The 3,508-nt window shown below is 48.9% G+C and carries 3 protein-coding genes; 1 reads left to right on the top strand and 2 read right to left on the bottom strand.

Features of this window, described 5'->3' with window-relative positions; all coding sequences use genetic code 11:
* Nucleotides 1-70: 70 nt before the first annotated feature.
* Together GQY55_RS30555 and GQY55_RS30560 are read right to left on the bottom strand one after the other, a co-directional pair.
* A complete protein-coding gene (locus GQY55_RS30555; protein ID WP_160045693.1) occupies nucleotides 71-1,897 on the bottom strand; it encodes a sensor histidine kinase in 1,827 nt (608 codons plus the stop codon).
* Nucleotides 1,894-2,571, bottom strand: a complete 678-nt coding sequence (locus GQY55_RS30560) for a response regulator transcription factor (protein WP_160045694.1) — start codon at nucleotides 2,569-2,571, stop codon at nucleotides 1,894-1,896. Before GQY55_RS30560 ends, GQY55_RS30555 begins: the two co-directional genes overlap by 4 nt.
* Nucleotides 2,572-2,794: 223 nt before the next feature.
* Here GQY55_RS30560 and GQY55_RS30565 point away from each other — a divergent pair, with 223 nt between their 5' ends.
* On the top strand, nucleotides 2,795-3,394 hold the full coding sequence (locus tag GQY55_RS30565; protein ID WP_160045695.1) for a TetR/AcrR family transcriptional regulator: 600 nt from the start codon (nucleotides 2,795-2,797) through the stop codon (nucleotides 3,392-3,394).
* The last annotated feature ends 114 nt before the right edge of the window (nucleotides 3,395-3,508 follow it).

The raw sequence follows: 3,508 nt of genomic DNA on the forward strand, positions 1-3,508 counted from the left end.
TCCAAATGAACTATTTTTGTTTTTTTACACTGTCCACTTGACAGGGAGCACTTCAGATCGCGCTTTAATCTCACGTTTTTTTATTCAAATAAAAATAGAACATGACCCCGTCTTCCGTGTTGGTTACCCCGTAAGGCACGCCGTGCATCTCCATAATTTTTTTGGAAATGGCGAGGCCGAGCCCGGTGCCTCCGGTCGAACGATGGCGGGAGGGTTCCCCGCGGTAGAAACGGTCCCATATTTTCTCCAGCTGATCGTCCGGGATATGGGCGCCTTTATTTTCGATACTTACTTTTACGGAGTCCGGCTCTTCTGCAATCGTGATATATATGGATTCCTCCTCTGGCGTATAGCGAATCGCGTTGGTAAGGAAATTGACGATCACTTGCTCGATCCGAAGTTCATTGGCGACCACTTCTGCGGGGATGAGGGAAACATGCAGCTGCAAGCGCTTGTCCTCGATCTCCCCCGCCAGCTTGGCGCAAATCCGCCGGATGACGGCGTCGATCGCAAACGTATCCATGTTCATTTTATACGTGCCGGATTCATATTTGGCCAGCTCCAGCATATCGACGATCAGCAGATTCATCCGGTTGACTTCATTTTCCATCGCCGCAAAATAATGATCCCGCTTATGGCTCGCTACCCCGTCCTTCAACACGGAAAGGCAGCTTTGAATGACGCTTAATGGCGTCTTAAGCTCATGCGATACGCCGGAAATAAATTCCTTCCGCGTACGCTCCAGCTGCTTTTCCTTTTCGATGTCCTCTTCCAGCCTGAGGATATGCGCATGCAGCCGCTCAGAGAGTTCGTTAATGCTGTTCGACAAATCGCCGATTTCATCGCGCGTCGTCACCTTGATTTTTTCGGAAAAGTCAAGCGCTGCCATTTGACGGGCCGTACGGTTGATGCGAAGCAGCGGCTGGGCGATCCGGCGCGAATAATAAAACGAAACGAGCAGCGCGAGCAGCAGGGTGGCGATAATGATGTACACGTAGTAGTTTTTGATCATCCCTACGGCTTCGTTTACGGGCTGCAGCGACGTCATCGCAAACAGATATCCGGAATTTCCGTTTCGGTCTTTGATCGGATTCACGAATATTTTGTAGTTCACATGGTTTTCTTCATAATTCAACATTTGATTCGCATTCGCGGTATGATCAAAATCCCCGTAAAGCAAATCCGCCTGGAAAGCCTTGATGCGGTTCAGAAACAAATGGTTCGTGTAACGCGAGCCTCCTGCGCCTTCCGGTATTTCTACTTTTGTAATCATCCCGGTGGCCAGGATGCTGGGATAAGTTTCGTGATACTGGGTCGGGGGGCTCGGGTACCGGTTGACGACTTCGTACTCCTTGTTTACCATCTGCCGATTTTCCAACTGGCCTTCCTCCCGCAGTCCCGATTTGTATTTCGCCATACGCTGGATAGCCAGCTGCTCTTTCATGATCAAACCTTCAAAGGCGACGGGTTCGCCCTCCTTGATCCAAGGAGTGACAAACAGGTTATCGCTATAAAAATCTTCCACGTTAATAAAGCTGTAGAGCGGAATCTTTATCGTGCGACCGGAATAAGCAGGGTAATCGTACGCTCGGTCCAGCTTGATCTCCATATAGTAATCGTCGGTATTTTGCAAATTGCCGCGGGAGTCCAATACCGTGATCCAGGTGTTATACTTTTGGTAAAAATCCTGTTCCAGCTTCGCCGTTTCCTGCGCGTTCGCGGCATGTTTCACGTAACCTTGTGCGTAAGCCTGAATTGCAGACTGAACATCCTTTACCTTTTGATGGGCATAAAATTGTTTGAAAAACACGGTTTGCAAGGCGAAAATAACGGCGATCAGAAACAGGCACAACCCCGCCGTCAGCAGGAACAGTTTATGAACGATGCCTTTTTTCATGGCGAGTCCTCGAATTTATATCCCGAACGCACAACCGTAACGATATGCTTGGCATGTTCCCCCAGCTTGGAACGCAAATTGCGGATATGGCTGTTGACCGTGCGATCGTCTCCCACGAAATCGTAACCCCAAATTTTCGTAATCAGCTGTTCCCGGTTTATGATAATCCCTTTGTTTTTCATCAGGTACGCCAGAATTTCGAATTCCGTATGCGTTAAGCTGCAGCTTTCCCCGTCGACCGAGACGGTTCGGGAAGGAAAATCGATCATGATACCGCTGCTGGACAACGTGTCGCTCTCCTGTTCCCGAACGTGCCGGCTCTCCAGAAGCCGCTTCGCCCGCGCAAGGAGTATGGGAGGGCTGTACGGTTTGGTCACGTAGTCGTCGGCGCCGAGTTCGAAGCCAAGGAGCGTGTCGTCTTCATCCGAACGGGCCGTCAGCATGATGATCGGGACGTTCGACGTCTTGCGGATGCGTTTGCATACCGACCAGCCGTCCAATTCCGGGAGCATGATGTCCAATATGATCAAGTCAGCCCCATGCTCTTCAAATAACACGAGCGCTTGTTTTCCGTCCGCGGCTTCAAGCACCCCGTATCCTCCTTCAAGAAAATAATCCTTCATGATTTCCCGTAAAATAGGTTCGTCTTCCACAATCAGTATAGTATTTGGCATATGACAACCTCACATTGTTTCATCGATCCGATGGATGCGTCGAAACCTTGATATCGCAACATCCTCTTCATATGTCGATATGCTATCATGTTTGTCGAATTCAGACAAATGTCCTTCATTGAATCTCTCATTTTCTCGTGTGCGATTGCGTTAATTTGCCAAAATCACTATATTAATTTACAGTACGGTTTAGTTAAGTATTAATGACGAGGTGATCTTCCGAATGGGCGAAAACGGCAAAAAACGGGGACGTCCCCGCAGCGCGTCTACCGATCTTTTGATTTTGCAAGCGACTCGGGCATTGATGCTGGAATTCGGCATGAACAATTTCAGTATGGATGACGTTGCCGCACGTGCCGGCGTGAGCAAACCGACGATATATCTTCGATGGAATTCCAAAGACGAACTGATCACGGATGCTTTCGGTCTGGCAGCCGAGCAAACGGCCATTCCGGATACGGGAGATGCGCTGGCGGATCTGCGTGCTTTGCTGGAAAATATGTTGGCTTCCATGGAGCTTTCTTTAGGTTCGGCGGAGGTCGCTCCCCATAAATTGGTGGCCGGAATGCTCGAATCTCCGCAGCTGCTTGAACAATACAAGCAAAATTTCATAGCTCCGCGCCGCAAAGACTACGCAAAAATTTTAAAGAAAGGCATTCAAAAGGGGCAAATCCGCAAGGACATCGACGAGGATACCCTCATCGATTTGATTAGCGGTGCCTACTTCTACTGCATGCTTTTTAAACCTGAAACGGAAAATCCGAGCGATTGGATGCAAAAAGCGTTCACCATGATCCAATACGGAATCTCTCCCGTTAATTAACCGATGCGGGCTTCCCGATTCAAAACTTGCCGACTCGTCTTGAGCGGCAAGTTTTTTTATTGTAAAAAGAAAACCATACGCTATGCGTATGGTTCAGGATAGCTTAAGCGTTGT

Origin of the sequence: Paenibacillus sp. USDA918EY, from assembly GCF_009870825.1 — a bacterium.
In the GTDB taxonomy this organism is placed as follows: Bacteria; Bacillota; Bacilli; order Paenibacillales; family Paenibacillaceae; genus Paenibacillus_AQ; species Paenibacillus_AQ albilobatus.

Coding starts and splice junctions, on each gene's coding strand:
- GQY55_RS30555 (WP_160045693.1), bottom strand. CDS start 1,897: ATGAAAAAAGGCATCGTTCATAAACTGTTCCTGCTGACGGCGGGGTTG.
- GQY55_RS30560 (WP_160045694.1), bottom strand. CDS start 2,571: ATGCCAAATACTATACTGATTGTGGAAGACGAACCTATTTTACGGGAA.
- GQY55_RS30565 (WP_160045695.1), top strand. CDS start 2,795: ATGGGCGAAAACGGCAAAAAACGGGGACGTCCCCGCAGCGCGTCTACC.